General features: G+C 65.7%; 23 protein-coding genes. 22 read left to right on the forward strand and 1 reads right to left on the reverse strand.

Annotation, left to right across the window (positions count from 1 at the left end; translation table 11 throughout):
* Positions 1-13: 13 nt before the first annotated feature.
* From murD to IE92_RS0102695, 17 genes are all read left to right on the forward strand, one after another.
* Positions 14-1,531, forward strand: coding sequence for a UDP-N-acetylmuramoyl-L-alanine--D-glutamate ligase (murD, locus tag IE92_RS0102615; RefSeq protein ID WP_030143322.1), 1,518 nt, complete (start codon positions 14-16; stop codon positions 1,529-1,531).
* Positions 1,512-2,705, forward strand: coding sequence for a putative lipid II flippase FtsW (gene ftsW, locus IE92_RS0102620; RefSeq protein ID WP_081863847.1), 1,194 nt, complete (start codon positions 1,512-1,514; stop codon positions 2,703-2,705). Before murD ends, ftsW begins: the two co-directional genes overlap by 20 nt.
* A 3-nt stretch (positions 2,706-2,708) precedes the next feature.
* On the forward strand, positions 2,709-3,785 hold the full coding sequence (locus tag IE92_RS0102625; protein ID WP_030143324.1) for a UDP-N-acetylglucosamine--N-acetylmuramyl-(pentapeptide) pyrophosphoryl-undecaprenol N-acetylglucosamine transferase: 1,077 nt from the start codon (positions 2,709-2,711) through the stop codon (positions 3,783-3,785).
* 57 nt (positions 3,786-3,842) lie between these two features.
* Positions 3,843-5,243 carry a UDP-N-acetylmuramate--L-alanine ligase gene (gene murC, locus IE92_RS0102630; RefSeq protein WP_030143325.1) on the forward strand — a complete coding sequence of 467 codons (1,401 nt, stop codon included), beginning with the start codon at positions 3,843-3,845 and terminating at the stop codon, positions 5,241-5,243.
* Positions 5,244-6,629, forward strand: coding sequence for a cell division protein FtsQ/DivIB (locus IE92_RS17095; RefSeq protein WP_051701513.1), 1,386 nt, complete (start codon positions 5,244-5,246; stop codon positions 6,627-6,629).
* A 200-nt stretch (positions 6,630-6,829) separates the two neighbouring features.
* Positions 6,830-7,993, forward strand: a complete 1,164-nt coding sequence (gene ftsZ / locus IE92_RS0102640; protein WP_030143327.1) for a cell division protein FtsZ — start codon at positions 6,830-6,832, stop codon at positions 7,991-7,993.
* A gap of 153 nt (positions 7,994-8,146) precedes the next feature.
* The gene (locus IE92_RS0102645) at positions 8,147-8,800 is read left to right on the forward strand and encodes a YggS family pyridoxal phosphate-dependent enzyme (protein WP_030143328.1); all 654 of its coding nucleotides are present in this window, start codon (positions 8,147-8,149) and stop codon (positions 8,798-8,800) included.
* 46 nt (positions 8,801-8,846) lie between these two features.
* On the forward strand, positions 8,847-9,359 hold the full coding sequence (locus IE92_RS0102650) for a cell division protein SepF (protein ID WP_030143329.1): 513 nt from the start codon (positions 8,847-8,849) through the stop codon (positions 9,357-9,359).
* Between the two features lie 11 nt (positions 9,360-9,370).
* Positions 9,371-9,667, forward strand: coding sequence for a YggT family protein (locus tag IE92_RS0102655; protein ID WP_043321307.1), 297 nt, complete (start codon positions 9,371-9,373; stop codon positions 9,665-9,667).
* Between the two features lie 129 nt (positions 9,668-9,796).
* Positions 9,797-10,396 (forward strand): DivIVA domain-containing protein, encoded by a 600-nt coding sequence (locus tag IE92_RS18850; protein WP_030143331.1) that lies wholly within the window; start codon positions 9,797-9,799, stop codon positions 10,394-10,396.
* Positions 10,397-10,400: 4 nt separating this feature from the next.
* Positions 10,401-11,102 (forward strand): signal peptidase II, encoded by a 702-nt coding sequence (lspA, locus tag IE92_RS16355; RefSeq protein ID WP_081863818.1) that lies wholly within the window; start codon positions 10,401-10,403, stop codon positions 11,100-11,102.
* Complete coding sequence (locus IE92_RS0102670; protein WP_030143333.1) at positions 11,089-12,009, forward strand: RluA family pseudouridine synthase; 921 nt, start codon at positions 11,089-11,091, stop codon at positions 12,007-12,009. The genes lspA and IE92_RS0102670 overlap by 14 nt, the downstream gene beginning before the upstream one ends.
* Positions 12,010-12,188: 179 nt before the next feature.
* Positions 12,189-15,653: a DNA polymerase III subunit alpha gene (dnaE, locus tag IE92_RS0102675; protein ID WP_051701541.1), complete on the forward strand. Its 3,465-nt coding sequence runs from the start codon at positions 12,189-12,191 to the stop codon at positions 15,651-15,653.
* A gap of 42 nt (positions 15,654-15,695) precedes the next feature.
* A complete protein-coding gene (locus IE92_RS0102680) occupies positions 15,696-16,811 on the forward strand; it encodes a hypothetical protein (RefSeq protein WP_030143335.1) in 1,116 nt (371 codons plus the stop codon).
* A 150-nt stretch (positions 16,812-16,961) separates the two neighbouring features.
* Positions 16,962-18,278: a histidinol dehydrogenase gene (gene hisD, locus IE92_RS0102685; protein ID WP_030143336.1), complete on the forward strand. Its 1,317-nt coding sequence runs from the start codon at positions 16,962-16,964 to the stop codon at positions 18,276-18,278.
* A gap of 12 nt (positions 18,279-18,290) precedes the next feature.
* The gene (nrdR, locus tag IE92_RS0102690) at positions 18,291-18,740 is read left to right on the forward strand and encodes a transcriptional regulator NrdR (protein ID WP_030143337.1); all 450 of its coding nucleotides are present in this window, start codon (positions 18,291-18,293) and stop codon (positions 18,738-18,740) included.
* A 48-nt stretch (positions 18,741-18,788) separates the two neighbouring features.
* Positions 18,789-19,832 carry a quinone-dependent dihydroorotate dehydrogenase gene (locus tag IE92_RS0102695; protein ID WP_030143338.1) on the forward strand — a complete coding sequence of 348 codons (1,044 nt, stop codon included), beginning with the start codon at positions 18,789-18,791 and terminating at the stop codon, positions 19,830-19,832.
* Between the two features lie 78 nt (positions 19,833-19,910).
* Here the strand turns inward: IE92_RS0102695 and IE92_RS0102700 are convergent, their stop codons facing one another.
* Complete coding sequence (locus IE92_RS0102700; protein WP_030143339.1) at positions 19,911-20,501, reverse strand: DUF3043 domain-containing protein; 591 nt, start codon at positions 20,499-20,501, stop codon at positions 19,911-19,913.
* A gap of 42 nt (positions 20,502-20,543) precedes the next feature.
* Between IE92_RS0102700 and IE92_RS0102705 the strand changes: the two genes are divergently transcribed.
* The 5 genes from IE92_RS0102705 (at position 20,544) to IE92_RS0102725 (ending at position 25,662) form a co-directional block, all read left to right on the forward strand.
* Positions 20,544-21,965 carry a dipeptidase gene (locus IE92_RS0102705; RefSeq protein ID WP_051701515.1) on the forward strand — a complete coding sequence of 474 codons (1,422 nt, stop codon included), beginning with the start codon at positions 20,544-20,546 and terminating at the stop codon, positions 21,963-21,965.
* Between the two features lie 90 nt (positions 21,966-22,055).
* The gene (gene erpA / locus IE92_RS0102710) at positions 22,056-22,415 is read left to right on the forward strand and encodes an iron-sulfur cluster insertion protein ErpA (protein WP_030143341.1); all 360 of its coding nucleotides are present in this window, start codon (positions 22,056-22,058) and stop codon (positions 22,413-22,415) included.
* Positions 22,416-22,600: 185 nt separating this feature from the next.
* The gene (gene ctaC, locus IE92_RS0102715; RefSeq protein ID WP_030143342.1) at positions 22,601-23,512 is read left to right on the forward strand and encodes an aa3-type cytochrome oxidase subunit II; all 912 of its coding nucleotides are present in this window, start codon (positions 22,601-22,603) and stop codon (positions 23,510-23,512) included.
* Positions 23,513-23,515: 3 nt separating this feature from the next.
* Positions 23,516-25,228: an aa3-type cytochrome oxidase subunit I gene (gene ctaD, locus IE92_RS0102720; RefSeq protein WP_051701516.1), complete on the forward strand. Its 1,713-nt coding sequence runs from the start codon at positions 23,516-23,518 to the stop codon at positions 25,226-25,228.
* A complete protein-coding gene (locus IE92_RS0102725; protein WP_030143344.1) occupies positions 25,228-25,662 on the forward strand; it encodes a cytochrome c oxidase subunit 4 in 435 nt (144 codons plus the stop codon). Before ctaD ends, IE92_RS0102725 begins: the two co-directional genes overlap by 1 nt.
* Positions 25,663-25,864: the final 202 nt, after the last annotated feature.

Raw genomic sequence — 25,864 nt, forward strand, 5'->3', positions numbered from 1 at the left:
CAAGAAAGAACGTATGACTGCATCGCTTGATTCCCTCAACAGCTGGTACTCGGACTGGAAGGGCCTGCGGGTCGCCGTCCTGGGCCTCGGCAAAACCGGATTCTCGGTGGCCGATACCCTGACCGAGCTGGGGGCCGAGGTTCTGGTTCTGGCCGAGTCGGCCGAGAGCGACCTGGCCCGCCTGGTCCCGGTGATCGGGGCGAGCCTGTACACCGGTGATCTGGGCGCGGTTCCCGCGGAGCTGAGTGCCCACAACGCCGACCTGCTGATCGTGTCGCCGGGTTTCCGCCCCGACCACCCGTTGGTGCGCTGGGCCGCCGAGACTCACGTCCCCGTCTGGGGCGATATCGAGCTGGCCTGGCGCGTGCGCGATAAGGTCGGGACCCCGGCCGAGTGGATCCTGGTCACCGGCACCAACGGCAAGACCACCACGACCCAGCTGACGGCCTCGATGATCGCCGCCCAGGGATTCAAGGTGGCCCCGTGTGGAAACATCGGTGTGCCGGTCCTGGACGCCGTACGTGACCCCGAGGGCTTCGACTTCTTTGTGGTGGAGCTCTCCAGCTTCCAGCTGCACTACCTGGCCGTCCAGGCCGGGAAGACGCCGCTTCAGCCGATCTCCGCGGTGTGCCTGAACATCGCCGATGATCACCTCGACTGGCACGGTGGGCTGCAGAGCTACATCGCCGCCAAGGGCTTCGTCTATGAGAACGTGGCCAACGCCTGCGTCTACAACAAGGCCGATGTGGTGACCGAGGAGATGGTCCGCGCGGCCGACGTGCGCGACGGTGCCCGCGCCATCGGGTTTGATCTCGGTGTGCCCGGACCCAGCGATGTCGGGGTCGTGGAGGGGATCCTGGTGGATCGCGCCTTCCACGAGGACCGCCACCACTCGGCCCTCGAACTGATCACCGTGGAAGACCTGGCCACGCGTGGCCTGGGTGCCCCGCACCTGGTCGAAGACGTGCTGGCTGCCAGCGCCCTGGCGCGCTCGGTGGGGATCACCCCCGAGTCGATCAACACCGCACTGTCGACCTTCCGGGCCGACGCCCACCGGGTGGAGTCCATCCTGGAGGCCCATGGCATCCACTGGATCGACGACTCCAAGGCCACCAACGCCCACGCGGCCCGCGCCTCGCTCGGTGCCTTCGGCTCGGTGGTCTGGATCGTCGGCGGGCTCCTCAAGGGTGCCCACCTCGACGACCTGATCACCGACTTCGCCCCGCGCCTGCGCGGCGTAGTCCTGATCGGGGCCGAACGGGACGAGTTGCGGGATGCGTTCGCGCGACACGCCCCCGAGGTGAGCCTGGTTGAGGTCACGGCAGCGGAAACTGGAGATGTCATGCCGCAGGCGGTCGAACTGGCCGCCGGTCTGGCTCGGGAGGGCGATACCGTTCTGCTGGCCCCGGCCGCGGCATCGATGGACCAGTTTGTGAGCTACGCCGATCGTGGAACCCGCTTTGCGGCCGCGGTCATCGAGAAGTGGGGAGGAAGCGCCAGTGGACTCTCCGGTGAGCACACCGCAGGATAAAACCACCGCCCGCGTAAGCGTGGGCAAGCTGTTTTCGCCGCAATCATCGAACTACTACCTGCTGCTGGGCACCACGATTTTCCTGGTGCTGATCGGCCTGGTGATGGTGCTCTCCGCCTCCAGCGTGGACTCCTGGCTGGACGATAAGGGCTTCTTTGGTGGGTTCTGGAAGCAGGCCACCTTCGCGGTGATCGGGATTCCGCTGATGCTGATCATCAGCCGATTCAGCCTGGGCTTCTGGAAGAAGTGGGCCTGGGTCCTGCTGGGCATCACGCTGGTGCTGCAGCTACTGGTCTTCACCCCGCTGGGTATCGAGGACGGCGGTAACCGAAACTGGATTTCGCTGGGCGTTTTTACCGCTCAGCCCTCCGAGGCCGTGAAACTCGCACTGTGTATTTGGCTCGGCGTAGTTCTCGGTCGCAAGTACAACATGCTGGACAACTGGCGTCACGTGGTGATCCCGGTTGTTCCGGTGTCGATCGTGGCCCTTGGGCTGGTTCAGCTCGGCCATGACCTCGGTACCGTGATGATCATGGCCGTGCTGGTTTTTGGTGGCCTGTTCTTTGCCAACGTTAAGCTGCGCTACCTGGCCGTGCCGATCCTGCTGGCGGGTGTGGCCGTGCTGTTCTTCGTGATGACCAGCCAGAACCGTACCGACCGCATCGGCTCGTTCCTGGAGGAGGGTTGCGCCGACTATAACGGTCTGTGCTGGCAGCCCCTGCACGGCACCTGGGCGCTGGCCAACGGCGGCGTGTTTGGGCTGGGCCTCGGCAACTCGCGCGAGAAGTTCTCCTGGTTGCCCGCGGCCTCCAACGACTATATTTTTGCCATCATCGGTGAGGAGCTCGGCCTGATTGGCGCGATCGTGGTCCTCGCCCTCTTTACCCTGCTGACCATCGGCTTCATCCGGGTGATTCGCTCGGCCACCGACCCCATGGTGCGCATTACCACGGGCGCGATCCTGGTGTGGATCGTCGGTCAGGCACTCGTGAACATCGCGGTGGTGCTGCGCCTGCTGCCGGTTCTCGGTGTGCCGCTCCCGCTGCTTTCCCAGGGTGGAACCGCGCTGATCACCTCGCTCGCCGCCATCGGAGTGGTGCTATCCTTCGCCCGGGGGCAGTCGCAAAATAACATGCGTGAGGCGTCCGTCGTCTCCGCCCAGAAATCGGAGTAATCCATGACCAACTACCTTCTCGCCGGAGGTGGAACCGCGGGCCACGTGAACCCGCTGCTCGCCACCGCGGACGCCCTGCGCGCCCGCGATCCCCAGGCTCAGATCTTTGTGCTGGGCACCAAGGAGGGACTCGAGGCTCGCCTCGTCCCCGCCCGCGGCTATGAGCTGTTGACCATCGAGCGACTGCCCTTCCCACGCCGGATCAACGGCGCCGCCTTCAGCTTCCCCGCCCGGTTCCGCCGGGCCGTGGGGGAGGTGGAACGCATCATTCGTGATCGCAACATCGACGTGGTGATCGGCTACGGCGGTTATGCCTCCGCTCCCGCTTATCGGGCCGCCAAGCGCACCAAGACCCCGCTGGTGATCCACGAGGCCAACGCCAAGCCGGGTCTGGCCAATAAGGCCGGCGCCCGCTATACCGATCACATCGGTGTCGCCTTCCACGGCACCCGGCTGCGTAAGAGCAGCTATGTGGGCATGCCGCTGCGCAGCGAGATCGTGAACCTTGAGCGCGATAGCGCCCGGGCCGAAGCCTATGAGCTGTTTGGGCTGGACCCGAAGCTGCGCACGCTGTTGGTGACCGGTGGCTCCACCGGTGCCCGCAAGCTCAACCAGACCATCGCCTCCGCGCAGGAGCAGATCGTGGCCGCGGGCTTCCAGATCCTGCACATCGTGGGTGGACGCTCGGACCTGCGCGACACCGGTGCCCCCGGATACCGGGTCATCGAGTACTGTGACCGGATGGACCTGGCCCTCGCGGTGGCCGACTTCGCGGTTTCCCGCGCCGGTGCCGCGACCGTGAGCGAGATTTCGGCGCTGGGGATCCCCGCCGCCTACATCCCCTACCCGGTGGGTAACGGCGAGCAGCGCTTCAACGCGGCCGACGCCGTCCGTGCCGGCGGTGCCCTGCTGGTCAACGACGCCGACTTCACTCCCGAGTGGGTGCGCGACACGCTGATCCCGCTGCTGGGGGACCGAACCCGCGTTCAGGATATGGCTGTACAGTCGCGTCTGATGGGCAGCCTGGATGGGACCGAGCGTCTCATCGCGGTCATCGATGAGGCCGTGGCTCAGGGTTAGTCCCGGGCCCACACATTTTTACAGCGCGGGGTGAGCCCGCGAAGGAGGAAACACATCGTGATCAAACCGGACTTCTCGGTAGAGATTCCCGAAAACCTGGGTCGACTGCACTTTGTGGGCATCGGCGGATCGGGCATGAGCGGCATCGCACGCATGTACCTGCAGGCGGGCTTTGAGGTGTCGGGTTCGGACCGAGAGGACTCGCCCAAGCTGGCGAGCCTGCGTGAGCTCGGGGCCACCACCTCGGTGGGTCATGACGCCGCCAACGCGGTGGGCGCGGACACCCTGGTGGTCACCAGCGCGCTGTGGCCCGAGAACCCCGAGTACCGCTATGCGATCGACAACGGCATCCCGGTGCTGCACCGCTCCCAGGCCCTGGCCGGGCTGACCCGCGGCAAGCGCCTGGTCGCCGTCGCCGGTGCCCACGGCAAAACCACCTCGACCGGCATGCTGGTCACCGGCCTGCTGGGCCTCGGCGAGAGCCCCAGCTTTGTCAACGGTGGCGTGATCGAGCCCTTCGGCGTCTCTAGCGATGGGGGCACCGGAGAGCTGTTTGTCCTGGAAGCCGACGAGTCCGACGGCTCCTTCCTGCTGTACGACACCGCGGTGGCGCTGATCACCAATGTGGACACCGACCACCTGGACCACTACGGCAGCCTCGACGCGTTTGACGCGGCCTTTGTGGAATTCGCCGAGAAGACCCGCGAGTTTGTGGCGATCTCCTCGGATGATCCCGGAGCAAAGCGCATCACCGCGCAGTTCTCCGCGGACACCCGCGTGCTGAGCTTCGGCGAGGCCGAGGATGCCACCGTGCGCGTGCACAACATCCTGACCGACGGCAACGTGACCTTCACCCTGACCTACCAGGGTGTGGACCATGTGGCCACCCTCCGCGTGCCCGGCCACCACAACGCGCTGAACGCCGCGGGTGCGGTGACCGTGCTGATCGGCCTGGGCTTTGACCCGGCCGCCGCACTGGCCGCCGTCGCCGAATTCGGGGGCACCCAGCGCCGGTTCGACCTGCACGGTGTGGCCGCCGGCGTGAGCGTGTATGACGACTACGCCCACCACCCGACCGAGGTCGAGGCCGCGCTGACCGCCGCCCGCGACGTGGTGGGGGAGGGTCGCATCATCGCGATCCAGCAGCCGCACCTGTTCAGCCGCACGATGGCCCTGGCCGGCGAGTTCGCCGAGGTGCTTGAGCGCGTGGCCGACCACACCGTGGTACTGGACATCTGTGCCGCCCGCGAGGACCCAATCCCCGGCGTGACCGGAGAGATCGTCTCCTCGCGCTGGGAGGACCCCACCCGGGTGCACTACGAGGCCGACTGGCAGGCTGCCGCCGACTACGTGGCCACCGTTGCCCGTCCCGGCGACTTTGTGGTGACCCTGGGCTGCGGCGACGTATATAAGATCATCCCGCAGGTGCTGACCTCCCTCGAGGAACACGGCAACTAGGTGAAGCGCCCCTCCGGCGTTCCCCACACGCCCAAGCCCGGTGACGGACAGAAGACGCCACGCCCCGAACGGGACGGTGCGCGATCGGTCGAGCCCGCCGAGCGCTCCGCGGTTGGGCGACCGGGAAGCGAGCCGGCCGTCTCCGACTCGCGGTCCGAGGCGCGCCGGGGCCCGGAATCGACTCCGGCTCGGGACACCGACCCCGGTGCCGACGCCGCGCCCGCACCCACCGGTTGGGTGGCCGAGGCGCTCAACCGGGCCCGGGCCGCGGCTGGGGCGCAGGCGGCATCGAGCGCGAACGCCGCCTCCGATGCGGGTGCCACGGATAAGACCCCGGACACAACCGCGGACGCGAACCCGGTTCGACCCGGTGCGAGCCGGTCGCCCCTGACCGCCGATGACGAGGCTACCCAGGACCTCTCGGCCCTGCGCGCACCCACCTCGCCCGCCTCGGCCCGTAACGATGCCTCCGGCTCGGTGTCCTCGGTTGCCGACTCCGGGCTCACCGGCTCGGCCACCGCCGATTCAGCGATCTTCGGCTCCGCCGCGTCCGCAACCAGCGTGCCCTCGTCCGCCGAGCGTGAGTCTGCGAGCGGCCGACGCCCCGTCGCCGACCCGCTGGCTCCCGAGCGAGCGGGCCGGACGGCACGGGAGGCCAGGCGCGAGCGCAAGCGCTTTGAACGCGCCGAGGTGCGTCGCTTCACCGTGCGCAGCCGTCGGCGTCGGCGTGCCTGGCTGATCGGAATCGGCTCGGTTGCCGCCGTGGCCCTGCTCGCGGTGATCGTGAGCTACACGCCGATCCTCTCGGTGCGCAAGATCGAGGTGCGCGGAACCGAGCGGCTCAGCGCCTCCTCGCTCGAGCACAAGCTCTCCGGCGAGTTAGGGACCCCGTTCCCGCTGGTGGATCAGAGCGCGATCAAGGCCGTGCTCACCGAGTTCCCGCTGATCGAGTCCTACCGGGTGGAATCCAGCCCGCCCTCGACACTGATTCTGCGGATCGTGGAGCGCACCCCGGTCGGGGTGGTCGCCGTGGACGGCGGCTTCGAACTCGTGGATGCCGCCGGGGTGGTCATCGAACGTACCGGGGAGAAGCCCGCCGACTATCCGGTGATTACCGTGGACCGTTCCAAGTCGATGGATGCGTTCAGGGCGGCCGCCGCGGTTCTGCGGACCATGCCCGAGGATCTGCGCGTCAAGGTCTCCTCGATCGGTGCCACCACCCGGGACGATGTGACCTTCGGGCTGGTCGACTCGGAGACCGTGGTGCTCTGGGGGGATGCCAGCGACGGCGTGGTGAAGGCCAAGCTGCTCGAGGCCCTGATGCGTGCGCAGCCCGACGCCCAGCGCTTCAACGTGACCTCGCCGGAGATCGGCGTGGTCGGCTAGCCCAAGAATTATCCCCGTGAAAACCGCCCTGGACCACCCGGTCCGGGCGGTTTTTCCCTTCTTTGCCTGGAAACTCTCGACACGCGGGCGTGTCGGCGGCGCGGGAGCGTTCGTTGGGCATACCGTCAGGGAAAGGAAATGCATACTGAGCATAACTTTAAGCCTCAAGTAGAGGTTGAAAGTTCTCACCGGAGGTCGACGTGACAGCAAACCAGAACTACCTCGCCGAGATCAAGGTCGTCGGCATCGGCGGAGGCGGCGTGAACGCCGTCAACCGCATGATCGAGCTTGGCCTCCGCGGCGTTGAATTCATCGCCATCAACACCGACGCCCAGGCACTCTTGATGAGTGACGCCGACGTCAAGCTCGACGTCGGACGCGAGCTGACCCGCGGCCTCGGTGCCGGCGCGGACCCCGAGGTGGGCCGTCGTGCCGCCGAGGACCACGCCGAGGAAATCGAGAACGCCCTCGCCGGCGCCGATATGGTCTTTGTGACCGCGGGAGAGGGTGGCGGAACCGGAACCGGTGGTGCCCCCGTCGTCGCACGCATCGCCAAGTCGATCGGTGCCCTGACCATCGGTGTGGTGACCAAGCCCTTCGGGTTCGAGGGTCGCCGCCGTCAGGCCCAGGCCGAGCTCGGCGTGGCCAAGCTCAAGGAAGAGGTCGACACCCTCATCGTGGTGCCGAACGACCGCCTCCTGGAAATCAGCGACCGCGGCATCTCGATGGTCGAAGCCTTCGCCACCGCCGACCAGGTGCTGCTCGCCGGTGTCCAGGGCATCACCGATCTGATCACGACCCCGGGTCTGATCAACCTCGACTTCGCCGACGTCAAGTCGGTTATGCAGGGTGCGGGCTCCGCGCTGATGGGTATCGGCTCCTCGCGCGGCGCAGACCGCGCGATCAAGGCCGCCGAGCTCGCCGTGGCCTCGCCGCTGCTGGAAGCCTCGATCGAGGGTGCACACGGCGTGCTGCTCTCGATCCAGGGTGGATCCAACCTGGGTATCTTCGAGATCAACGACGCCGCGCGTCTGGTCCAGGAGGCCGTGCACCCCGAGGCGAACATCATCTTCGGTACCGTGATCGACGACAGCCTCGGCGACGAGGTGCGCGTCACGGTCATCGCCGCGGGCTTTGACGGCGGCGAACCGCCGGCCAAGAACGTCGAGGCCATGAAGGACGCGAAGATCGGTGCGGGCGGGGTTCTGACCTCGACCGAGGAGGTTGCCGCGACCGAGATGATCGTGGACGAGCCGGCCTCGGGTTGGAACGTCACCGCCGAGAACCTCGACACCCCGCCGGCCACCGCCGACCCGGCATTCGCCGATTCGGCCGAGCTGGACATCCCGGACTTCCTCAAGTAACAAGAAGTTTCACGCATGACGCTCAGTGTGCCCGCCGGCGGCGAGGGAATCTCCCTCGCCGCCGCTGCGGCATCCGCCCCCGAGTCCTCGAGAATCACCGAACCCGTCACTCCCGTGCTCACCGACCCCACCCGCGCCACGGCGCTTGGCGAAATGACCGCGCGGATCGATGCCGCCGCCCGCGCCGCGGGTCGTAGCCCCGAGGAGATCACCACCATCGTGGTGACCAAGTTCCACCCGGCCGACCTCGTCCGCGACCTGTATGCCCTGGGCGTGCGGGACGTGGGGGAGAACCGCCACCAGGAGGCCCGGGACAAGGCCGAGGAAACCGCGGACCTGACCGGTCTGCGCTGGCACTTTATCGGTCAGTTGCAGTCCAAGAAGGCGCGCCAGGTGCGACGCTATGCCAGCAGCGTGCACTCGCTGGATCGCATCAGCGTCGTGGACGCCCTCGCCCAGGCGGACCCCGAGTTCCCCGATGCGCCCCCGCTGCCCGGCTTCATTCAGGTCAACCTGACCGACGATCCGGCCCGCGGCGGCGTGCACCCCGACGACGTCCTCGCCCTGGCCACCCGGGTCCTTGAGGCCCCGGCGTTGAGCCTGCAGGGAGTCATGGCGGTGGCCCCGCTGGAGGGGGATCCTAGGATCGCCTTCGAGCGTCTGCGCGAACTCTCAGATCGCGTGCGTACGCTCAAACCAGACGCCCGGTATATCTCTGCCGGAATGTCTCACGACTTTGCCGAAGCCATTGCCGAGGGTGCGACACACCTGAGAATTGGTTCCGCAATCACCGGCAATCGCCGCTGACCACGTTAACATTTTCCTAAGAACCGCGCGAAAATCGGAGGTACCAATGTCCAACCCGCTCAAGAAGACCATGGTCTATTTGGGACTGGCTGATGATGACCTCGAGTATCAGGAGGCTCAGCAGAAGGCTGCCGCACAGGCTCAGGCGGATGAACCCGCCGCGCCCGCGAGCGCCGCGCCTGCCCCGGCTCCGGTAGCTCCGGTCCAGGCACCCGTGCGTGCCTCGGTCACCCCGCTGCGTCGTCCCGCCGTGACCCGTCAGGCCGCGCCGAACGAACTCAACGAGATCCTCACCGTGCACCCCAAGCAGTACAAGGATGCCCAGGTGATCGCCGAGACCTTCCGCGAGGGAGTGCCGGTGATCATCAACCTGTCGCAGATGAGCGACGGTGACGCGCGTCGCCTGATCGACTTCGCCAGCGGCCTCTCGCAGGGTCTCGGCGGCAAGATCGAGCGCGTGACCAGCAAGGTATTCCTGCTCTCGCCGCAGCACGTGGCAATCCTGGGTGACGCGGCCGAGTCCGCGGATGCCGAGAACACCTTCTTCGCACAGCAGTAGTTGATTTCGCGGTGATTGGTCTTCTCCGGTTCATCATTGGGAACCTGCTCCTTCTCTATTTCCTCATTCTCTGGGTGCGGTTTGCACTGGAGCTCTTTCGCTCCATTCGTCCGGGCTGGCGCCCGGGCCGCGCCCTCATGGTGATCGCCGAAATCGTGTTCACCGTGACGGATCCGCCGATTCGGTTCTTTCGGCGGATCCTCCCTCCGGTGCGAATCGGTGGGGCGATGCTCGACTTCGGGTGGAGCATCACCATGTTCTGTGTCCTCATTGCGATGACACTCGTGAACAACTTTCTCCGTATTTAGACGCTTCACGATAGGGTGAAGTGTCACGACCCTCGTCTTCTGGCGGGGTCATCCATAAAGTTTTTGGGTCTCCGAAACCTCGGGGACGTCAAATCCGCAATCTGTCGTTACAAGTAAGGGTGAACAGCCATGGCGCTAACTCCGGAAGATGTAGTCAACAAGCAGTTCCAGCAGACCAAGTTCCGCGAGGGCTACGACCAGGACGAGGTCGATGACTTCCTGGATGAGGTCGTTGTTGAGCTGCGTCGTCTGACCCAGGAAAACCAGGAGCTCACCGAGCGCCTGAAGGCCTTCGAGAGCGGCAACGCCCCCGTGGCCGCCGCTCCGAGCACCACCCCCGTGGCCGCCGTTCCGGCTCCGGTCTCCGCCGTGCCCGCACCGGTTGCTGCCGCACCTGCCGCCGCCGCGCCGACCGGCGATGACGCAGAGAGCTCCTCGAGCCTGCTGCAGCTGGCTCGTCGCCTGCACGACGAGCACATCAAGGAGGGCACCGAGAAGCGCGACGCGCTGATCGCCGAGGGCCACGCCACCGCCGCCCGCCTGATCGCCGAGACCGAGGCCAAGCAGCGCGCGCAGGTCGAGATCCTCGACAAGCAGAAGGTTGTCCTGGAGACCAAGATCGACGAGCTGCGCACCTTTGAGCGCGACTACCGTAAGCAGCTGCGCGGTTACATCGAGGGTCAGCTGAAGGAGCTCGACGAGCAGTCGGGCACCGGTTCCTCGAAGTAAATTCTTGTCGCAGGAATCTCCGGCTCGAGCCGGTAAGTGGGCAGTCCCGCTGTTGGCGATTATCGCCGCGGCGGGACTGTCTGCTGATCAGCTCGCCAAGTATCTGGTCACCACCAATCTGACCCTGCACGAGCCCGTCCCGATCATCGGTGACTTCCTCGTGTTCTACTACATTAAAAACCCCGGTGCCGCGTTCTCGCTGGCCAGCGGCATGACCTGGATCTTCTCGATCCTGGCCTCCGCCGTGGTCATCGCGATCATCGTGTTTGCTCGTCGCGGAAAGATTCGCTCCCGCGCCTGGGCCGTGATGATCGGCCTGCTGCTGGGCGGGGTCCTGGGTAACCTGACCGATCGCCTGTTCCGTGAGCCCTCCTTCGGGCTGGGACACGTGGTGGACTTCATCTCGACCCCGTGGATGCTGCCCGCCGTGTACAACGTGGCGGACATCCTGATCGTGTCCTCGATGGGTCTGTTCCTCATTCTTTCGTTCATGGGCATCAACCTGGATGGAACCCGCGCCCCCGGCCGTGCCGCGCGTCGCGCGGAGGCTGCCGAACGCGATGGTGCCGCCCTGGGTGCCGCGATCGACGCCTCCCTCGCCGCCGGCGATGCCGAGGAGGAAGCCGCACGCGCGGCTACTCGCAAGACCGCGGCCGATGCCGCAGATCCTTCGGTTTCCGAGGAGGAGCCCCATGCAAAGCCGTAGTCTTCCCGTCCCCGATGGTCTCGAGGGCACCCGGGTCGATGCCGGCCTGGCCAAGCTGCTCGGGTTCTCCCGTACGTTTGCGGCCGAGGTTGCCGATTCCGGCGGCGTCACGCTGTCGGGCCGGGTGCTGGGCAAGTCCGATCGCCTCTCGGCGGGGGACTGGCTCGAGGTGTCCTGGACGCCCAAGGCCGAACCGACCATCATCCCGGTGGTTGTTGAGGACCTGGACGTGGTCTATGACGATGACGACATCATCGTCATCGCCAAGCCCACCGGCGTCGCCGCCCACCCCTCGCAGGGATGGAGCGGCCCGACCGTGCTGGGTGCCCTGGCGGGTGCCGGCTACACGGTCTCGACCTCGGGTGCCGCCGAGCGGGCGGGCATCGTACACCGCCTCGACGTGGGCACCAGTGGCCTGATGGTGGTGGCCAAGTCCGAGCGTGCGTACACCGAGCTCAAGCGCCAGTTCCACGACCGCGAGGTGGAGAAGATCTACCACGCGGTGGTTCAGGGACACCCCGACCCGCTGGCCGGGACGATCGACGCCCCGATCGGACGCCACCCGCGTCACGACTGGAAGTTCGCGATAACCACCGACGGTAAGCACTCGATCACCCACTATGAGACCCTCGAGGCCTTCCTGCGTGGGTCCCTGCTGGAGATCCACCTGGAGACCGGCCGAACCCACCAGATCCGTGTGCACATGGCCGCGCAGCGTCACCCCTGCGTGGGCGATCCGCTCTACGGCGGCGACGCCCAGCTGGCCGAGCGCCTGGGCCTGACCCGGCAGTGGCTGCACGCCCGCCAGCTCGCGTTTACCCACCCGGGTACCGGCGAGTGGGTCAGCTTTGAGGCACCGTATCCCGAGGATCTGGAACACGCCCTGGAGATTCTGCGCAACGACTAGGGTCGTGCCCGGTTTGACCCTCTCAAAACACCCCGCGATTACTCGCGGGGTGTTTTTGCGTGTGCCCCGGTCGGTGGTGAGGGGTATCCTAGAAGTTCATCCTCGGAAGAAGTAGCGGAGCAGTTTTGACCCCTTCGGATAAGCAGTTTGTCCACCTTCACGTGCACAGCGAGTACTCGATGCTCGATGGAGCGGCGCGGGTCAAACCGCTGATTGAGGCCGCCAAGGAATCGGGGATGCCCGCCGTCGCCGTGACCGACCACGGAAACGTGTTTGGCGCGTTCGATTTCTGGCGCACGGCGACCGATGCGGGGATCAAGCCGATCATCGGTACCGAGGCCTACCTGACCCCGCGCACGCACCGCACCGACCGCACCCGGGTGCGCTGGGGCGACGGCTCGCGGGACGACGTCTCGGGTTCGGGTTCGTATACCCACATGACCCTGCTCTCGGAAACCACCGAGGGCATGCACAACCTGTTCCGGCTGAACTCGCTGGCCTCGATCGAGGGCTACTACTTCAAGCCGCGTATGGACCGCGAACTGCTGGAGACCTACGGCAAGGGCCTGATCGCCACCACCGGATGCCCCTCAGGGGAGGTTCAGACCCGCCTGCGCCTGGGCCAGTACGACGAGGCGATCAAGGCCGCCGCCGAGTTCCAGGACATCTTCGGCAAGGAGAACTTCTTCTGCGAGCTGATGGACCACGGCCTGGGGATCGAGAAGCAGGTCATGGGAGACCTGATCAAGATCGCCAAGGACCTCAGCATCCCTCTGGTGGCCACCAACGACCTCCACTACACCCACGCCCACGACGCCAAGTCGCATGCGGCGCTGCTGTGTGTGCAGTCGGGTTCCACGCTGGATGACCCCAACCGCTTCAAGTTCGACGCCGACGAGTTCTACCTCAAGTCGGCCGAGGAGATGCGCCACCTCTTCCGTGACTATGAGGAGGCCTGCGACAACACGCTGGCCATCGCCGAGCGCTGCAACGTGGAGTTCAACACCAAGGCCAACTACATGCCGCGCTTCCCGGTGCCGGCGGGGGAGACCGAGGACAGCTGGTTCATCAAGGAGACCGAGAAGGGCCTGCACGAGCGCTACCCCAACGGCATTCCCGCGGATGTGCGCGAGCGGGCCAACTACGAGGTGGGCGTCATCATTCAGATGGGCTTCCCGGGCTACTTCCTCGTCGTGGCGGACTTCATCAACTGGTCCAAGAAGAACGGCATTCGGGTGGGACCGGGCCGTGGTTCGGGTGCCGGTTCGATGGTCGCGTACGTAATGAAGATCACCGACCTGGACCCGATCCAGCACGGACTCATCTTCGAGCGGTTCCTCAACCCCGAGCGTGTGTCGATGCCCGACTTCGACGTCGACTTCGATGACCGTCGCCGTGGGGAGGTCATTCAATATGTGACCGCCAAGTACGGCGACGAGCGCGTGGCCCAGATCGTGACCTACGGCACGATTAAGGCCAAGCAGGCACTTAAGGACTCCTCCCGGGTGCTGGGTTTCCCCTTCGGCATGGGCGAGAAGCTCACCAAGGCGATGCCCCCGGCGATCATGGGTAAGGACATCCCGCTCACCGGCATCTTCGATAAGGATCACCCGCGCTATAAGGAGGCGGTGGACGTCCGCACGGTGGTCGAAACCGACCCCGAGGCCAAGCAGGTCTTCGAGACCGCGCTGGGCCTGGAAAACCTCAAGCGCCAGTGGGGTGTGCACGCCGCCGGTGTGATCATGTCCTCGGATCCGCTGATCGACATCATCCCGATCATGAAGCGCGAGCAGGATGGCCAGATTGTCACCCAGTTCGACTATCCGGCCTGTGAGAGCCTCGGCCTGATCAAGATGGACTTCCTGGGTCTGCGCAACCTCACGATCATCGATGACGCCCTGGACAACATCAAGTCCAACCGAGGCGAAACCCTGGTCTTGGAAGACCTCGACCTCAACGACGTCGGGTCCTACGAGCTGCTGGCCCGTGGAGACACCCTGGGTGTGTTCCAGCTCGATGGCGGGCCCATGCGCTCGCTGCTGCGCCTGATGAAGCCCGACAACTTCGAGGACATTTCCGCGGTGCTCGCGCTGTACCGCCCGGGCCCGATGGGTGTGAACTCGCACACCAACTATGCGCTGCGCAAAAATAAGCAGCAGGCGATCACCCCGATCCACCCCGAACTCGAGGAACCGCTTGAGGAGATCCTCGGTGGAACCTACGGCCTGATCGTGTATCAGGAGCAGGTGATGAGTGCGGCGCAGAAACTCGCCGGCTTCAGCCTGGGGCAGGCCGACGTGCTGCGCCGCGCGATGGGTAAAAAGAAGAAGTCCGAGCTGGATAAGCAGCAGGCAGACTTCTTCGCCGGTATGGCCAGCAACGGCTACTCGCAGGCCGCGATGGATGCCCTCTGGAAGGTGCTGGAGTCCTTCGCCGACTACGCCTTCAACAAGGCGCACACCGCCGCCTACGGGCTGGTGTCGTACTGGACCGCGTACCTCAAGGCCCACTACCCGGCCGAGTACATGGCCGCCCTGCTCACCTCGGTGGGAGACTCCAAGGACAAGCTGGCGATCTACCTCAACGAGTGTCGTCGAATGGGCATCAAGGTGCTGCCGCCGGATGTCAACGAGTCGATCGGGTTCTTTGCCGCCGTCGGCGAGGACATCCGCTTCGGCCTCGGCGCGATCCGCAACGTGGGTGGCAACGTGGTGGAGGGTATCCGTTCGGCCCGCGAGGAGAAGGGGGCCTATGCCACCCTGCCCGACTTCCTCAAGAAGGTGCCGCTGCAGGTGGCCAATAAGCGCGCGATCGAGTCGCTGATTAAGGCCGGTGCCTTCGACGAGATGGGCAATACCCGGCGCGCGCTCTCCGAGGTGTTTGAGGACCTGGTGGAGGATGCCGCCAAGACCAAGCGCAAGGAGTCCAACGGAGACTTCGCGTTTGACTTCGACAGCCTGTTTGACGACCCGCAGGAATCCGACCCGATTCCCGTGCGCCCCGAGTGGTCCAAGAAGGACAAGCTCGCCTTCGAGCGGGACATGCTCGGTCTCTACGTGTCCGACCACCCGCTGGCCGGTCTGGAACTCCAGCTGGCCAAGCACGCCACCACCACGATCCTCGACCTGATGAGCTCCGAGTCCACCCAGGACGGCGATACCGTGACCATCGCGGGTCTGGTGACCAGCGTGCAGCACCGGGTGGCCAAGCAGTCGGGCAACCAGTACGGCATGATCACCGTCGAGGATTTCAGCGGTGAGATCACCGTGATGTTCATGGGCAAGGGCTATCAGGAGTTTGGTCCGATGCTGCTGGGCGACTCGATCGTGGTGGTTCGCGGGCGGGTCTCGATGCGGGATGACGGCATGAACCTGCACGCCTACAGCCTGATGGCCCCGGAGTTTGTCCAGGAGGATGGCGATACCACGCTGTTCCTGACCATGCCCGACGCCCGGGCGACCGCACCGGTAATCGCCAACCTGCGCGAAATCCTGGAGCGCCACCGCGGCGACGGCGAGCTGCGGGTGCGTCTCACCCGCGGAGACGTGGCGCGGGTGTTTGAGGTGCCAAACTACCCGGTTCGGGTGAGCCCGGACCTGTTCGGCGAGCTCAAATCATTGCTTGGTCCCGGCTGCCTCGGTTAGGTTGAATTCACCCCGCATTACCCGTGTTCATGAGAGGACCCGATGAGTACACCAGAGAACCCGACCTCACCCGATCAGCCCGCCGCCGAGCGGGCGGAAACCGGCGTGTGGGAGCGTTTGGAGCGCGCGGCCGCCGGGGGAGCCGCGGAGTCTCCGGTGACGCCTGAGCCGGCCACCGCGGCCGACACGCCTCGGGCGACGCAGCCCGCGCCGGGCGCAACGACCCCCGTCGCCGCGGATACCGAGGCGCCGCGGGTGGTGGCACCCTTCGCCGACACGTTTGCCGCACCCCACGCGGCGCAGCCCTCCTCGGCCCTGCCCGGGTTTGCGCCGAGCACGCAGCCCGCCGCCGGAGCACAGCCGGTTTACGCCGCTCGCGAGCCGCGCCCGGTGCGCACCGTGGGCGTGTTCACCCTGCGCGAGATCCTGTTTGTGATCCTCAGCGCGCTGCTGGTGCTGATCTCGTTTGTGCCGGCCTTCCACCTCGGCCAGTTCGGTGCGCCGCTGACGCTCTGGAACCTGCAGTTTGCGCCGATGCCGGTGGCCGTGTCGATTCTGCCGCTGATCGCGCTGGCCCTGGTGCTGCTGCGCCGCCTGGTGCCCCGTGTGAACTGGCGGGTCGGCTCGCTCTCGGTGGATCAGTTTGCCTCGGTCACCACGGTGATCGCCGCCGTCAGCTATGTGCTGTTTGTGTCGGCATACACCGTGCTCACGGTCCCCGGCCAGATCAACTGGTCGCTTCCGGTGGGCACCATCTTTGCCCTGGCCACCCTGTTCACCTCGACGTTCGCGCCCTTCCTTCCGGCCTTCAAGACCGAGTTTGCCGAGCGGGAGGAGACTCCGGCCGCCCCGGTCGCTCGCGCGCCCCGCGTGATCACCCCGACCCCGCGTCCCCGCGCCGCGCAGCCCGTTCCGGGTGCCGCCGCCTTCGGTGCCCCCGGAGCCGTGCCCGCGCAGCCCGTGCGGACCGCGCCGTTCTGGGTGTACAGCTACACCCCGCGTCCGGTTCACAGCGTGGACGGCCAGTCGGTCCTATTTGAGATGGGACCGGCTGCCTGGGTCCTCGCGGTGGAAGATCGTGGAACCGCCCTGGTTCTGCGCGCCGATGATGGCCGGATCGGGATCCTGCACGATCTGAGCAACCTCACCCGCGGATAACGGGCCCGATATATAACGAGCCGGGAATGTGTGAATGCACGTCCCGGCTCGTTGGCGTTAACCCTGGACGGGTGTGCACCGGATTCTCGGGGGATCCCCGGCCCGTCTCGCGGCGGAGATGCCCGAAAACCCGCTAAACTGGGCGTCGACATGATTCAGACGATTGATCTTCGCGAGCTCCGCCCCGGCCGTGCCGAGCTCACCGCCCTCCTGCCACGTCCCACCGTGGACATCTCCGTCGCGATGACAGCCGCGAGCACCCTCATCGATGAGGTGCGCACCGGTGGCGAGGCGGCGCTGCGTGAGCATGCCCGTCGCTTCGACGGGGGCGAGCCCACCAGCATTCGGGTGTCCGCCGAGGCCATTGCCGCCGCCGTGGAGGCGCTGGATCCCGCCGTGCGCGCGGCGCTGGAAACCGCGATCGAGCGGGTGCGTCGCGCATCCGCCGCTCAGGTACCCGCATCCCGGGTGACCGAGCTCACCGATGACTCGCGCATCGTGCAGCGCTGGCAGCCCGTGGACCGGGTGGGTCTCTACGTGCCGGGCGGCAAGGCCGTCTACCCGTCCAGCGTGATCATGAACGTGGTCCCGGCCCAGGTGGCCGGGGTGACCTCCCTGGCGCTGGCCTCGCCCGCCCAGCGCGACTTCGACGGCAACGTGCACCCCGTGGTGCTGGGGGCCGCCGGCCTGTTGGGGATTACCGAGGTCTACGCGATCGGTGGTGCCAGCGCCATCGGCGCCCTAGCCTACGGAGTGCCGGACATCGGCCTGGAGCCGGTGGATATCGTCACCGGACCGGGTAACATCTACGTCGCCGCCGCCAAGCGCCTGGTCAAGGGCCAGGTGGGCATCGACTCCGAGGCCGGCACCACCGAGATTCTGGTGATCGCCGACGCGCACGCCAACGCCGCCTATGTGGCCGCCGACCTGATCAGCCAGGCCGAGCACGACGAGGCAGCCGCCTCGCTGCTGGTCACCGATTCGGCGGAGTTTGCCGAACGGGTGCGTGACGAGCTTGCCCGCCAGACGACCGAGACCACCCACTCCGCCCGCGTGGCCCAGGCCCTGGCCGGTCCGCAGTCGGCGATCGTGCTTGTTGCCGACCTGGCTGCCGCCGCCGAGTTCAGCAACGCCTACGGCCCCGAGCACCTGGAGATTCAGACCGCGCACAACACCGAGGTGCTGGGAAACATCACCAGCGCCGGCGCGATCTTCGTGGGGGAGCACTCCCCGGTGAGCCTGGGCGACTACCTCGCCGGGTCCAACCACGTGCTGCCCACCGGCGGTCAGAGCCGTTTCTCGGCGGGCCTCGGTGCCGCCACCTTCCTGCGTCCGCAGCAGATCATCGAGTACGGCCCCGCCGGGCTGGAAGAGGTCGCCGCGGGCATTCGCGCGCTCTCCGATGCCGAGGCACTGCCCGCACACGGGGACGCCGTCGCGATCCGTTTCACTCCGTCCGCTCAGTAGTCTGGTACCCCGATGCACTGTCCTTTTTGCCGTAACCCCGACTCCCGGGTGATCGATTCGCGCACCAGCGATGACGGCCTCTCCATTCGCCGACGTCGGCAGTGCCCCAAGTGCGGCGGTCGATTCAGCACCTCGGAGACCGCGAGCCTGAACGTGATCAAGCGCTCGGGTGTGGTGGAACCCTTCAGCCGCGACAAGGTCGTGGCGGGTGTGCGTAAGGCCTGCCAGGGACGCCCGGTGACCGATCCGGATCTGGCGATGCTCGCCCAGACCGTGGAGGAGACCATTCGGCAGACCGGCACCAGCCAGATCAACGCCAACGAGATCGGCCTGTCCATCCTGCAGCCGCTGCGCGAACTGGACGAGGTGGCCTACCTGCGCTTTGCCAGCGTGTACCAGGCGTTTGAATCGCTCGAGGACTTCGAGTCGGCGATCGCCGCCCTGCGCGCCGGAACCACCTAACCAGACTCCCCTTATTCCCCGTTCGCCCACGCCCAGCTTGGACCCCGCATGTACCCGTTCCTGTTCAAAACCGTTCTGACCCGCTTCTCGCCCGAGCAGGCACACCACCTGGCCGCGACCGCGATCCGGGCCATTCCTCGGGTGGGACTCGGACGGGCCGCGCGTGCGTTCACCGCCGGGGGAGCGGACCTCTCGGTGCGTACCCTGGGCATCACCTTCCCGACCCCGTTTGGGATCGCCGCCGGCTTCGACAAGGACGCCACGATGATCGAGGGTCTGGGGGTCCTGGGCTTCGGCCACATCGAGGTGGGCACGATCACCGCCCACGCGCAGCCGGGCAACCCCAAGCCGCGCCTCTACCGGTTGCCCACCGACCGTGCGCTGATTAACCGAATGGGTTTCAACAACCACGGAGCCGCCGAGGCCGCCGAGCGCATTCGCGCCCTGCGGGCCAGCGGAAAGTCCCTGCCGGTGATCGGCATCAACATCGGTAAGAGCCGCGTGGTGGACGTGGATAGCGCGATCGAGGACTACCTGGAGAGTGCCCGCCTGCTGGCCCCGGTTGCCGACTACCTGGTCATCAACGTCAGCTCGCCCAACACCCCGGGCCTGCGCGGCCTCCAGGAGCTGGACCGCCTGGAGCCCCTGCTCACCGCGGTGAAGGCCGCCTCCGGTCGCACGCCGCTGCTGCTCAAGATCGCCCCGGACCTCGAGGATGATCAGGTGGCCAAGATCGCCGAGCTGGTGGTTTCGACCGGCCTGGACGGCATCATCGCCACCAACACCACGATCAGTCGTGACGGCCTGGACACTCCCGCCGAAAAGGTTGCGAGCATGGGGGCCGGTGGCCTCTCCGGTGCACCGCTCAAGTCCCGCTCGCTTGAGGTCTTGCGCCTGATCCGCGCGGCCGTCCCCGCAGAGCTGTGTGTGATCTCCGCCGGCGGCGTGGAGACCGCCGAGGAGCTCAACGAACGCCTGGAAGCCGGTGCCACGCTGGTGCAGGGCTACTCGGCCTTCATCTACCGCGGCCCCCTGTGGGGACGCGAGCTCAACCGCGGTCTGGCCGGGATCCGCGCCGCCCGCCGGGTGTAGTCTTCCGCGCGAACACGCACACAACAAAACACCCGCCGAGAACTTCTCGGCGGGTGTTTTGTGTGGTCTGAGACCGGGTTACTGCGGGTACTGACGGCGACGCACCTGCGGCTTGGGCAGGCGCAGGAAGCGCATCTGCAGGGCCCGCATTGCCGCATACCAGCGCACGCCCTTTTCGGCGTAGCCGTACTTGGCGGTGAGCTTGCGACGCAGGCGCAGGCCGAGGATGACACAGTCGAGAATCGCGATCAGCAGCAGGCCCCACACCACGAAGAGGGAGTAGGCGGCCACGCGGGTGTCCTGAATGAACGAGGCGATGACCACGAGCAGCAGCAGCGGCATCAGCCACTCGCCGGCGCTGAAGCGGGCATCCACGAAGTCACGCACGAACTTCTTCTGCGGTCCGCGGTCGCGGATGGGAAGGTAGCGCTCCTCGCCGTTGGCGAGGCCCACGCGGGCCTTTTCGCGCTCGACCGACATCTGGGCGCGAGCCTGCTTGGCCGCTTCCTTGCGGTCGTTCGGGACGAGGGGACGCTTATTTGCCGCCTCGCGCTCCTTGCGGGTGGGGGTGGGGCGTCCCTTACCGGCGGACGCGTTCAGCCGCGCCTCGGTCTGGTCGAGGGATTCCATGCCCGGCTCTGCCGGCGTGCCGTTAGTCTGCTTAGTCACTTATTGATCCTTGGGTTGGCGTTACGCTCTAAGATTACCCGTATGAACGCCTCGAACCACACCATCCCGCAAAACCTGCACGATCCGATTGAGCTGAGCCTGCGCGAGACCGTGCAGAATCAGCTGCCGCGCACCCTCGCCGACCTGGGCGACCTGGTGCGGATTCCCAGCGTGGCCTGGGATGGCTTCGACCACGATTTTGTGCGCCAGAGCGCCGAGGCCATCGCCGAACTCGCCCGGGACACCGGCGTCTTCGACGAGGTAGTGATCTCGCAGGCGCCGCTCGAGGGCTCGACCGAGCTCGGCCAGCCGGCGATCCTGGCGACCCGCAAGGCGCGCGCGGGGGCACCCACCGTGGTGCTCTACGCGCACCACGACGTGCAGCCGCCCGGAGACGACGCCGAGTGGAACACCCCGGTCTATGAGCCCACCGTGGTGGGGGACCGCCTCTATGGGCGCGGATCGGCCGACGATAAGGCCGGCGTGATGTCGCATATCGGCGCCATTCGTGCGCTGCGCGAGGTGGCCGGTACCGACTTCAACCTGGGCATCACCCTGTTCATCGAGGGGGAGGAGGAGTTTGGCTCCCGTTCGTTTGCCAACTTCCTCGCCCAGCACCGGTCAGAGCTCGCCGGCGACGCGATCGTGGTGGCCGACTCGGCCAACTGGGACACCGAAACGCCGGCGCTCACCGTGAGCCTGCGTGGCAACGTGACTTTCCGCCTCACCGTGCGCACCCTGGATCACGCGTCGCACTCGGGTATGTTCGGGGGCGCGGTTCCGGATGCGATGCTGGCAACCTTCCGCCTGCTGAACACGCTGTGGGACGCCGAGGGTTCGGTGGCCGTGCCCGGGCTGATCGTTCGCGAGGCCGAGACCCCCGCCTATGATGAGGCCCAGCTGCGCCTGGAGACCGGACTGACCGAGGGGGTCAGCCCGATCGGAAACGGCTCGATCCTCGGCCGAATCTGGGACAAGCCCGCCATTACCGTGACCGGTATCGACGCCCCGAGCATGAAGAATGCCTCCAACACCCTGATCCCCGCGGTTACCGTGCGCGTCAGCGTGCGTATCGCCCCGGGCCAGGACCCGCAGCAGGCGCTCGAGGCAATCACCGCCCACCTGGAGGCTCACACGCCCTTCGGTGCCCAGATCTCGATCGATGACGCCGACACCGGCAGCCCGTTCCTGGTAGACACCAGCCACCCCATCGTCACCACGGCCAAGCAGGCCATGGCCGATGCCTGGGAGGTGGCCCCGGTTGAGCTTGGCATCGGCGGCTCGATTCCCTTTGTGGCCGATCTTGTCCGTGAGTTCCCCGAGGCGGCGATCCTGATCACCGGTGTCGAGGACCCGCACTCGCGCGCCCACAGCCCGAACGAGTCGCTGCACCTGGGTGTATTCCACCGCGCCACGCTGACCGAGGCGCTGCTGCTGGCACGTCTGAACGGCCAGACCAAATAATTTTCTGAATTCCGGGAATCCTCGATCGATGATCGCGGTTATCCTGGTTGAAGACCGTGTCCACCGCGGCACCCGTCACGAAGGAGAAACATGAGCGACGCAACAACCCTGACCGAGGCCCCCGCCCACGGTGTGGCGCTGACCGATACCGCGGCCGACAAGGTTCGTAGCCTGCTGAACCAGGAGGGTCGCGACGACCTGCGCCTGCGCGTGGCCGTGCAGCCCGGCGGCTGCTCGGGCCTGATCTACCAGCTCTACTTTGACGAGCGCTTCCTCGATGGCGACGTAACCGTCGACTTCGACGGCGTCGAGGTCATCGTGGATGGCATGAGCGTTCCCTACCTCGATGGTGCCACCATCGACTTCGAGGACACCATCCAGAAGCAGGGCTTCACGATCGACAACCCCAACGCGGGCAGCTCCTGCGCCTGTGGAGACTCGTTCGCCTAAATCGAGATAACTTCGACACTCCGACCGAATGGGGCCCATTTTGGGCCCCATTCGGCGTTTTTTCAGTCTTTCTTGGGAAAATGAGGGTGCGTATGTAGAGCTTTGGGCCTGAATGGTCCCGAACGTGCCCCACATTCGGGATACACTGGACGCTGAACCAATAGTGTCTTTGCGAAAGGTCCCAGGTGCGCTCGAAACGTAGACTCCGCTGGGCTTCACTCCCGTTAGCCGCCGCGCTTGTCGCGGTGCTAGCCGGTTGTACCCAGGCCGAGCTTCACGGCTATCTCCCCGGCTTCAATAACGAGGGTGAGACCCCCGTAACCAACCACACCGAGAGGGTTGCTGCCCTCTGGACTCACTCGTGGATTGTCCTGCTCGTCGTCGGTGTTCTGACGTGGGCTCTGATCATTTGGGCAATTGTTGTCTACCGTCGCCGGAAGGGCCAGACCGGCCTGCCCGTGCAGATGCGGTACAACATGCCCATCGAGATCCTTTACACGGTGATTCCGCTGATCCTGGTGGTGGGCTTCTTCGCCTTCACCGCCCGCGATCAGGCGGCCATCGAAACCCAGTACGAACACCCCGACGTGGAGATTCAGGTCTTCGCGAAGCAGTGGTCCTGGGACTTCGTATACCCCAAGTCTGTAGACGGCCAGGATGTCTGGACCGCCGGTGTGCAGGCTCGTCAGCTCGAGGGCGGCAAGCCCGGCGAGCTCGACCCCAAGAGCATTCCGGAGCTTTACCTCCCCGTAGGTAAGACCGTGAAGATCGCCCTGGAGTCGCGTGACGTCATCCACTCCTTCTGGGTGGTGGACTTCCTTTACAAGAAGGACATGTACCCGGGTAAGACCAACTACATGTCGTTTATCCCGCAGCGCGAAGGCGAGTTCGTGGGTAAGTGTGCGGAGCTGTGTGGTCAGGACCACTCGATGATGCTCTTCAACGTGAAGGTTGTGTCCCAGGCTGACTACGACAAGCACCTCGCCGACCTGAAGGCCGCCGGCAACGTCGGAAACTTCGGTAGCGAGTTCAACCGTAACCAGAACCTTCCCGGCATCGACAAGCCTGCCGAGGCCGAAAAGGGAGAGGGTCACTAAACGATGTCTACTACTTTGAACATCCCGGCCGGTCAGGCCAGTGTCCTCAACCGGTCACGGGTTGAGAGCAAGGGAAACATCCTGGTCAAGTGGATCACCTCCACCGACCACAAGACCATCGGGTACATGTACCTGATCGCGTCCTTCATCTTCTTCTGCATCGGTGGCGTCATGGCGCTGCTGATCCGTGCACAGCTCTTCGAGCCCGGTCTCACCGTGATCGAGACCAAGGAGCAGTACAACCAGCTGTTCACCATGCACGGCACGATCATGCTGCTGATGTTTGCAACCCCGCTGTTCTCGGGTTTCGCAAACGCACTGATGCCGCTGCAGATCGGTGCTCCCGACGTGGCCTTCCCGCGTCTGAACGCCTTCGCCCTGTGGCTGTACGTCTTCGGTAGCCTCATCGCCGTGGGCGGATTCCTTACCCCGCAGGGTGCCGCCTCGTTCGGTTGGTTCGCGTATGCGCCACTATCGAGTCAGACATACTCACCGGGTATCGGCGGAAACCTCTGGGTTCTGGGACTGGCGATGTCCGGTTTCGGTACCATCCTGGGTGCCGTGAACTTCATCACCACGATCATCACGATGCGTGCCCCGGGTATGACGATGTGGCGTATGCCCATCTTCACCTGGAACACCCTGGTGACCTCGCTGCTGGTTCTGATGGCCTTCCCGGTCCTGGCCGCCGCACTGTTTGCGCTGGCCGCCGACCGAGTCTTTGGCGCCCATATCTTCGACGCCGAAAACGGCGGCGTGATGCTGTGGCAGCACATGTTCTGGTTCTTCGGTCACCCCGAGGTGTACATCATCGCCCTGCCGTTCTTCGGTATCGTGTCCGAGATCTTCCCGGTGTTCAGCCGCAAGCCGATCTTCGGTTACAAGACCCTGGTCTACGCAACCATCGCGATCGCCGCCCTGTCGGTGACCGTGTGGGCCCACCACATGTATGTGACCGGTTCGGTCCTGCTGCCGTTCTTCGCGCTGATGACCATGCTCATCGCCGTGCCGACCGGTGTGAAGATCTTCAACTGGATCGGTACCATGTGGCGCGGTTCGGTCACCTTCGAGACCCCGATGATCTGGTCGCTCGGCTTCCTGATCACCTTTGTCTTCGGTGGTCTGACCGGCGTGATCCTGGCATCGCCGCCGCTTGACTTCCACGTCTCCGACACCTACTTCGTGATCGCCCACTTCCACTACGTGGTGTTCGGTACCGTGGTGTTCGCGATGTTCGCCGGATTCTACTTCTGGTGGCCCAAGTGGACCGGCAAGATGCTCAACGAGAAGCTGGGTTACTGGCACTTCTGGCTGCTGTTCATCGGCTTCCACACCACCTTCCTGATCCAGCACTGGATCGGTGTGATGGGCTTCCCGCGTCGTTACTACACGTACTCGCCCGCGGATAACATCACCTGGATGAACCAGCTCTCCACCATCGGATCCTTCATCCTCGCGGTCTCGCTGATTCCGTTCTTCCTGAACGTGTACATCACCGCCCGAAAGGCACCGAAGGTCACCGTGAATGACCCCTGGGGTTATGGTGGATCGCTCGAGTGGGCCACCTCGTGCCCGCCCCCGCGTCACAACTTCACGTCGATCCCGCGGATTCGCTCCGAGCGTCCCGCCTTCGACCTGAACCACCCCGAGGCTGCCGAGTTCACCGGCCGCGATACCCCGGCAATTACGACCGTTGAAGAAGGAGGAGCGAAGTAATGAAGTCCAACATTTCGATCCTCTGGATCCTCGCCGTCTTCTGCCTCATTCTGGCGGGTGTCTACACCTTCTGGAACGTCATCGACCCGGCTCACGGCCGCGTCGAGTGGGTTGGTACCGTGGCCCTGCTGCTCTCGGCCATCCTCTCCGGCTTCATCGCCTTCTACCTGCGTCTGGTTTACCGGTCCCAGGGCGGCGAGCTGCCCGAGGACAACGTGGCCGCGAACATCGACGACGCCGACCCGGAGATGGGACACTTCGCTCCGTGGAGCTGGTGGCCGTTCGTTCTGGTTGGCGGTGCCTCGGTGGTCATCATCGGCATCTCGGTCGCCCAGGAGGGTAACTTCTGGCTGGCCTGGTTCGGTGCCCCGATTGTCCTGGTCGCGCTGGTCGGCTGGGTCTATGAGTTCTACCGCGGTCGTTTCGCACACTAAGGTTCAGTAACACACGGGCGGGCCCGCTTCCCTTTGGGAGGCGGGCCCGCTTTGTTGTACCCGCGGCACCCGAGTGGGCACCACCCAGCCGCAGTAAGCGGCGCACCGCCGCGTATAGCAGCTGCCTCCAGCTCGCAGCTTGCCGCATCACACGGAGCCGCAGCACGGATTGCTCGATGATGAGCGACCTACGCGGCAGCCG

This window comes from Mycetocola saprophilus (assembly GCF_000718085.1).
GTDB classification, from domain to species: Bacteria; Actinomycetota; Actinomycetes; order Actinomycetales; family Microbacteriaceae; genus Mycetocola; species Mycetocola saprophilus.

Bases quoted from the DNA above. Each gene is read 5' to 3' on its own strand.
- erpA (WP_030143341.1), top strand. From the start codon at position 22,056: ATGAGCGACGCAACAACCCTGACCGAGGCCCCCGCCCACGGTGTGGCG.
- murD (WP_030143322.1), top strand. From the start codon at position 14: ATGACTGCATCGCTTGATTCCCTCAACAGCTGGTACTCGGACTGGAAG.
- IE92_RS18850 (WP_030143331.1), top strand. From the start codon at position 9,797: ATGGCGCTAACTCCGGAAGATGTAGTCAACAAGCAGTTCCAGCAGACC.
- dnaE (WP_051701541.1), top strand. From the start codon at position 12,189: ATGCTCGATGGAGCGGCGCGGGTCAAACCGCTGATTGAGGCCGCCAAG.
- IE92_RS0102695 (WP_030143338.1), top strand. From the start codon at position 18,789: ATGTACCCGTTCCTGTTCAAAACCGTTCTGACCCGCTTCTCGCCCGAG.
- ctaD (WP_051701516.1), top strand. From the start codon at position 23,516: ATGTCTACTACTTTGAACATCCCGGCCGGTCAGGCCAGTGTCCTCAAC.
- nrdR (WP_030143337.1), top strand. From the start codon at position 18,291: ATGCACTGTCCTTTTTGCCGTAACCCCGACTCCCGGGTGATCGATTCG.
- IE92_RS0102650 (WP_030143329.1), top strand. From the start codon at position 8,847: ATGTCCAACCCGCTCAAGAAGACCATGGTCTATTTGGGACTGGCTGAT.
- IE92_RS0102725 (WP_030143344.1), top strand. From the start codon at position 25,228: ATGAAGTCCAACATTTCGATCCTCTGGATCCTCGCCGTCTTCTGCCTC.
- IE92_RS0102680 (WP_030143335.1), top strand. From the start codon at position 15,696: ATGAGTACACCAGAGAACCCGACCTCACCCGATCAGCCCGCCGCCGAG.
- IE92_RS0102625 (WP_030143324.1), top strand. From the start codon at position 2,709: ATGACCAACTACCTTCTCGCCGGAGGTGGAACCGCGGGCCACGTGAAC.
- hisD (WP_030143336.1), top strand. From the start codon at position 16,962: ATGATTCAGACGATTGATCTTCGCGAGCTCCGCCCCGGCCGTGCCGAG.
- IE92_RS0102645 (WP_030143328.1), top strand. From the start codon at position 8,147: ATGACCGCGCGGATCGATGCCGCCGCCCGCGCCGCGGGTCGTAGCCCC.
- IE92_RS0102670 (WP_030143333.1), top strand. From the start codon at position 11,089: ATGCAAAGCCGTAGTCTTCCCGTCCCCGATGGTCTCGAGGGCACCCGG.
- IE92_RS0102705 (WP_051701515.1), top strand. From the start codon at position 20,544: ATGAACGCCTCGAACCACACCATCCCGCAAAACCTGCACGATCCGATT.